5 protein-coding genes are annotated in these 6,578 nt (G+C 40.8%); 4 read left to right on the forward strand and 1 reads right to left on the reverse strand.

What is annotated here, in order from left to right:
* Window positions 1-84: 84 nt before the first annotated feature.
* The gene (locus AC4II3_RS10900; protein WP_488009628.1) at window positions 85-633 is read left to right on the forward strand and encodes a hypothetical protein; all 549 of its coding nucleotides are present in this window, start codon (window positions 85-87) and stop codon (window positions 631-633) included.
* A gap of 353 nt (window positions 634-986) precedes the next feature.
* Here the strand turns inward: AC4II3_RS10900 and AC4II3_RS10905 are convergent, their stop codons facing one another.
* Entirely contained in the window at window positions 987-1,472 is a 486-nt protein-coding gene (locus AC4II3_RS10905; protein WP_488009632.1) for a TerB family tellurite resistance protein, read from the reverse strand.
* Window positions 1,473-1,888: 416 nt separating this feature from the next.
* On the opposite strand from AC4II3_RS10905, the gene AC4II3_RS10910 reads away from it, so the two are divergent.
* The 3 genes from AC4II3_RS10910 to AC4II3_RS10920 all read left to right on the forward strand — a co-directional run.
* On the forward strand, window positions 1,889-3,106 hold the full coding sequence (locus AC4II3_RS10910) for an ATP-grasp domain-containing protein (protein WP_488009634.1): 1,218 nt from the start codon (window positions 1,889-1,891) through the stop codon (window positions 3,104-3,106).
* A gap of 99 nt (window positions 3,107-3,205) precedes the next feature.
* Window positions 3,206-4,060, forward strand: coding sequence for a GNAT family N-acetyltransferase (locus AC4II3_RS10915; RefSeq protein ID WP_488009636.1), 855 nt, complete (start codon window positions 3,206-3,208; stop codon window positions 4,058-4,060).
* A 190-nt stretch (window positions 4,061-4,250) separates the two neighbouring features.
* On the forward strand, window positions 4,251-6,578 hold a 2,328-nt coding region (locus AC4II3_RS10920), incomplete at its 3' end, for a LamG-like jellyroll fold domain-containing protein (RefSeq protein WP_490722814.1).

Raw genomic sequence — 6,578 nt, forward strand, 5'->3', positions numbered from 1 at the left:
GTCATTTCTCAATAGTTATTTCTTAATCTTAACTGTCTTGCACATCGAGCTGATTTCCCTTCTTTGCCTCTTTAGCGTTTAATCATGTCCCCGTACTTAATTATTTGCCCCGGTATCCATGACCCCCAACTGACTCAGGATTTTTTAGCAAGTTTGGAGCTATCAAGTCCCTGGACTGAGAAAGTGTTAATTTTTCCAGCTCAGGACTACCCAGCTTACTCCGCTATTCATATTTTAGAGTTCTTGCAACGTCACATTGGTTTGGTGAAGACTCCCATAGTCTTGATCAGCTTCAGTGCTGGGGTAGTGGGTGCGATCGCAGCAGCTTGGGGTTGGCAGCTACTGGGAGGAAACATCCAAGCATTGATCGCTGTTGATGGCTGGGGTGTGCCTCTGTATGGCAATTTTCCCATCCACCGGATTAGTCACGATTACTTTACCCACTGGAGTTCAGCGCTATTGGGGGCAGGGGAAGACAGTTTCTATGCTTCACCACCAATAGCCCATTTGGACTTGTGGCGATCCCCTGGTCAGTGCCAAGGCTGGTGGGTTCAGGTGCCTATAGGTGAGCAACCCCCACAACGAATTTATATAACTGCGGCTGAGTTTATTATCCAGTTATTAGTTAAATAGTAAAATTTGCTTGAGTATCACCAGGTTGAACTATTGTGGAAGATCATGAAAAACTAACAATTGCTGAGTATCAAGCAACAGCAGAATCTTTCCAGGAAGGTTATAGTGTTCGTCCAACCGGCTATCGCTATGTTGTAGGTTGGGAATAGAAAAGCTTGGCTCCCTGTGTTGAACAAGCAGGATTTGAGATTTTTGATCATTACTACCGCCCACCTGGTTTACCCTGTGAGGAGCAATCTTGGTTAGTGATTGTGGCCCTTAATCGAGTGCCAAATTCAATGGTAGATGTGACCCAGAACTAACCTACGCTTCTCGCCAACAAGATGAGCGTAAATAGTTGATTAATGAAACTATTAAACGTCAGTTTCAAATATCGCTAGTCGTAGCCGATCGGCTGACTCTTCTATTTCCGCCAAAGACTCAAGGCTAACAACTACTTTCCGTTCAATTCCTAAAATTTCCGCTGCTCGATCAACAGCTGCTTTTTCTTTTTCGTGGTACACTCCATCAGCACGGCTCATTTTTATGGCTTGATATAACATAGAATGGCCGACATTTATAGAAAAATCATAATGAATAGCGCTCAATAACTGTTCGATGTCGGCATTTTTTCCATCGAAGTTTATGACATTTTCTTCTAGGAGGTCAGATGGTGTTCCCATCTGCTGCTGTTCTTCCATAAACCAATCTATTTCTTCCTGTGCTAACTCCCCATCAGCACTAGCGATCGCGACTACTGCTCTGAGATAGTTCCTCGCCACATCAACATTGATAGGTGCAGTGACGTTGTATTTCCTCTTGGCATATCCCGTCATTTCAAAACTTGTTTCAGTGGTCATTGTTTTTGTTTCTAGAGTAAACTTCGCCGCTAATTTTAGCACACCTTGCCCACTTCACAATCTATTACTTAATGATTACGTCTTTTGATTGAGGGCAAAACTATCTAATTTGGCTTGATAAATTACGCTTTATATGCATCTCGAACATAAGACTGATGTTCCGTTAAAGATAGTGCCAACTCTATAGCAGTCATAAAACTAAAACAAATTTCACAAACAATAACCAATAACCTTAAAAAATAACACTTTGATTTAGGACTACTAAAAATTATCTTTAGATTATCTTTAGGACTTAGGCATTGATAACTTGACCGAAATATGAAACCATAGTTACTTAGATGTAATTGCCCTGTGGGTAGTGCTCTAAAGCCAATCGTCACCTAGATTCCAGCCCGAAATTCTACCTTATAGGGTGAATGAATAAGAACATCACGACACCAAATACTATTTGTTGTTTTCTTGCTGGACCTCTCCACTCCCCTTCCTTGCTACGTGCAATCAAACGTCTAGGAATTTCTGTCTATGGGCAACCACCGATGGCTCCCCTACCAAAAACAATCAGTGTTATTAAAGATGCCAAAGCGATATCTTTAATGCAAGATCAAGATCCTGCAGTCATGATTAACTGGGAAGAAAGTCTCTCTTTTATCCTTCATAATCTACCAAAACAACGTTTAAATCAAGTTAATATATTTAAAAATAAAGCAATCTTCCGTCGGCTATTCAAAGACTTGTATCCGGACTTATTTTATCGGGAACTGACAAGGGATGCTCTAGAGGATTTTCAGTTTCCACCAAAAATTGATAAGGTAGTACTTAAGCCCAGCATAGGAACTGCCTCTATAGGCGTTCGTGTTGTCCATGGACAACAGGAATGGGATCAGGCAGTAGATTTGGTTCTTGAAGAGATTAATAGAGCCACAAAACAAATGAATTCTACTGTTTTAAGCGACTCTTTTTTTATTGTAGAGGAATTCGTAGATGGGGAAGAGTTTGCCTGCGATGGTTTCTGGGACAAAAATGGGAAAACCATAATAACTGGTATTTATCAGCATCCTTTCCTATCAAACTCTGATGTAAGTGACATAGTATACTATACATCCAAGCAAGTAGTAGCTCAAACAATAGAGCCCACCATGGAAGTGATGAACTATATTGGAGCTAAGCTTGATCTATGCCGTTTTCCCTTTCATTTTGAGTTTAGACTATCTAGTAATGGAACTCTCTTCCCTATTGAGTTAAATCCCTTGCGCTTTGGAGAAGTTGCTCTACCTGACACTGTAGAGTATGCCTTTGGTTTCAATCCCTATGAGCTTTTTTTTACCGATGAATCGCCAGATTGGAATTCCCTACTAGCCAATGTAGATAATTCTAAGATTTATGCCTTTATTATTGGTAGTTTGCCACCCCACTATACTCCAGAAAAATATCTTATTGATCAGGAATTATTCCGCAATATCTTTGGGAATCGACTACTGAACTATTTACCAAGCGATCCGACAATTAGTCCCTTGTTTGGGGTGGCGCATATTGTTGCAGATAGAATTGAAGATGTGCTTGAGTACTTGCACCTTGAGTTTGATAGTTTTATCCATCCATGTTTTGAACCTACTCCAATTAAATTAGCGTTATAGTTGAATTCAAGATTGACACTATTTGTCTAAATACCAAAATTGAGTATTGAATATGCCATTTACAGTGGCGCTTACAAGATTTGAAACAGGAGCAAAAAAATGACTATTACACCAGAAGATAATTTTCAAGTTCGTCCCATGACAAAAGATGATCTGAAAATTGTCTTAAGCTGGGAAGTATCTGAGGGGTGGAATCCAGGTATTGATGATGCTGATAATTTTTATGTTGCCGATCCTGGGGGATTTTTAATTGGAGAATTAAATGGTAAACCTATTAGTTGTATTTCTGTAGTGCGATATGAACCTCAATTTAATTTTATTGGTCATTATATTGTTAAACCGGAAGAACGACAAAAGGGATTTGGGTTAAAAACATGGCAAGAAGCATTGAACTTAATTTCTGGGCAGCCTGCTGCTCTCAATGCTGTCTTAGAACAAGTTAATAATTATCAAAAATTTGGGTTCAAACCTGCTCATTCTAATTTCCGTTATCAAGGGATCATTACCACCGGCACAATTTCGCCAGATGTCAGGGATTTAAAGTCTATTGATTTTGAGCAACTTTGTCGTTATGATCGGCGATATTTTCCTAGTCATCGTTCTCATTTTCTTTCCACATGGATTAATCAACCTCATGGCCAAGGGTACGCAATTCTTAATGATAGTGATTTGGTAGGTTATGGAGTAATTAGAAAAGCTACAGATGGCTTTAAAATTGGTCCTATTTTTGCAGAAAATGAAGACATAGCAGAAAAGCTATTCTTAGCCTTAGCTACTTATGCTGAAGGAAGTCCTATATATGTAGACGTTCCTAATATTAATAAATCGGCTATTATCTTATTTGAAAATTATCAAATGAACCCTATATTTGAATGTATAGCCATGTACACAGCTGAACCACCTAATATTGATTTGCACAAGGTTTTTGCTGTTACTAGTGTGGAATTAGGTTGAATTTTTTTTAAAGTATTGCAAACAAATTAAAATTTTCTGGACTCAATTTTTTTGTAAATATAAATTTATGTAAATAAAAATTTTTTTTTGTGACACAAATATAGCAAAATTATCTCCATATGGTATAAGTAATTCTGGTGATTGCTTTAGCCAATCAACTCAGCTCAAACTCCTAAAGGAGAAAAGGTAAGTGCATCTACAGGGTCAAAAGTTTGCTCACGTTAATACCATTGCCCACGAGGGCAAAATCCTAGTTTTTGGAACCACAGCTGACGGGAAGATTTACTACACAGTTAAGCGCAGTGGCTTTGAGGATACAGCACTCCAGGATAATCAGGATCCCCTTAGTTTTGAACCTTGGAAACAGCTTCCTCTAGATCGCTCTGTGCTAGATCAATCAGTCTTAGAACATGAGCAGGTAGAGTTTACCGATAAAGAGGGTCATCAGTTGTTGCGATCGCGCTATGGTGAAGTAGCCGAAACAACCCAGTCTGCGGTAGCTCCAGTGCAGTTAGTTTCAGGTATAGGACACTTATATCTGTTCCGGCAGTCCATTGGTAACAAGTTACTGGTAAATCGCTTTGTACTTGATGGAATCAAAAATGAGTTGGTTCCCAAGTTGGAAGTAAGGTTCCAACGCTCTCGTCAGAAGTACTTGCCTGCCGAGAGTATGAAAATTGACAAGGCAGAGGGAAAGCTCAATAATATTGATTCTCTCAATTTCCGGGACATTAATAATGAGCCATTTTACGAACCAGCGATTGAGTTGAGTTTTGTTGAAAATCTTCAGGATGGTTGGTTTTCAGTGGTTCTGATGCCGACTATCGAGAAAGATATCTACCGTTGGAATATTTTTGCCTATGATAGTAGTCTTCAAAAGGTAATTTTATATTCGCTGCGGTCTTCTGAGCAAGGTTTGTTTACACTGAAAGACTATGTGTTTGCAGAACCAGATCCTGACGATCCAGAAGTAAAGAAATACAGAAATATTCCGGGTATTATCAAGCGTACCCTTGAGCTTAAAGATGATAGTTCCAATTCCCTAACGGTTGTTCAGGGATTGAGTGCCACTGCCTATGATACCCAAGTGGAAAGGCAAACTCAGGATGGCATGCAACTGATGCGGGAAACTAGGCGGGTGATGTTGGCAGTGCCAGTTGAGAAGGGAACTGATGTGATTACTGCCGCACTGAGTTTTGCTGTAGCAATTGATGGCACACTGTCACAGATAGATACTAGTCCTAGTTCTGAACGGCTCAAGAGTACCACTCGTGATATTTTGTTGCCCCTCAATACTCTAGATGAAGTAAAAGTCATTGGTGATAGTACCCCACCAGCAGTAGGGACAATTGAAGCAATCGCCGGTAATACGGAAGAGAAGCTGTTGCTTCAATCGGTGGAAACCCCTCTGGATAATACTTTTGAACCGGGAGCCAAGGTAAAAGTTCAGGGGACTAGAAACTTTGATGGACATTACCAAGTCGTCTCAGCAGATGGGGACACCTTTGAAGTCGAAGCCACCTTTACTCGGGATAAGCTAGGTTCTTGGGAAGAAATTCAGGAAGAAGAAAATGGCTTAGTCTTCGACAATATGATTGTGGGGTACGAGAAAATAGAGGATGGTAGGTTAAGAGTTTACTGTACCAACCACGATTTAGTTACAGGGGATGAGGTGCAAATTAGCGGCACTAAATCTTATGATGGTCTCTACCCTGTAAAAGCGATTGATACCCTCAAAGGTTATTTTATACTTGATGCCGATTGGTCAGCCGGGGAAGCGGTCAATCTTCAGTCAGTCAAGCGGCGGGGAATTCGATTTGATGGTAGTGGAGATTACTTGGTAACACCCCCCATCAAGGTAAAAACACCCAAGGCAAATGTAGCTACAGGGATGAGTATTTCTGCTTGGGTGCGACAGGATACTCATGTTAATCGGGAACAGGTGATTGTTGCCGAAGAGGGAAATCGTCTCCAGTTACTGCTTGATAGTGATAATAAGGTGATGCTGAAAGTGCATCTGAGCAATGGTACAGAACAAACCATCAAAGCTTCAGAGGCACTCCCTGCGGATAATACTTGGATGCATTATACAGGTGTGATTGATGAGCAAGGACTCGTCAGTTTATACCAAAATGGGCTACTAGCAACCTCAGCTAAGGTGAGAGGAGAGTATACCAAAATACAGAAACTCCAAGCTCGAGATGCGCAAGGGGATGATTATTTTGGCTGGTCTGTTAGCATCAGTGGTGAGATGGCAATTATTGGTGCTTATCGTGAGGATACTAAAGGTAGAAATGCTGGTAGCGCCTACATATTCGGGCGGCAAGCCAATGGGGATTGGGAACAAGTTCAACAAATCTTTGCCCAAGATGCACAAGCAGATGATTTCTTTGGCTACTCAGTTGCCATCAGCGGTGAGACGGCAATTGTCGGTGCTCATGGTGAGGATACTAGAGGTGCAAGTGCTGGTAGCGCCTACATATTCGGGCGGCAAGCCAATGGGGATTGGGAACAAGTT

Source organism: Moorena sp. (assembly GCF_982860115.1).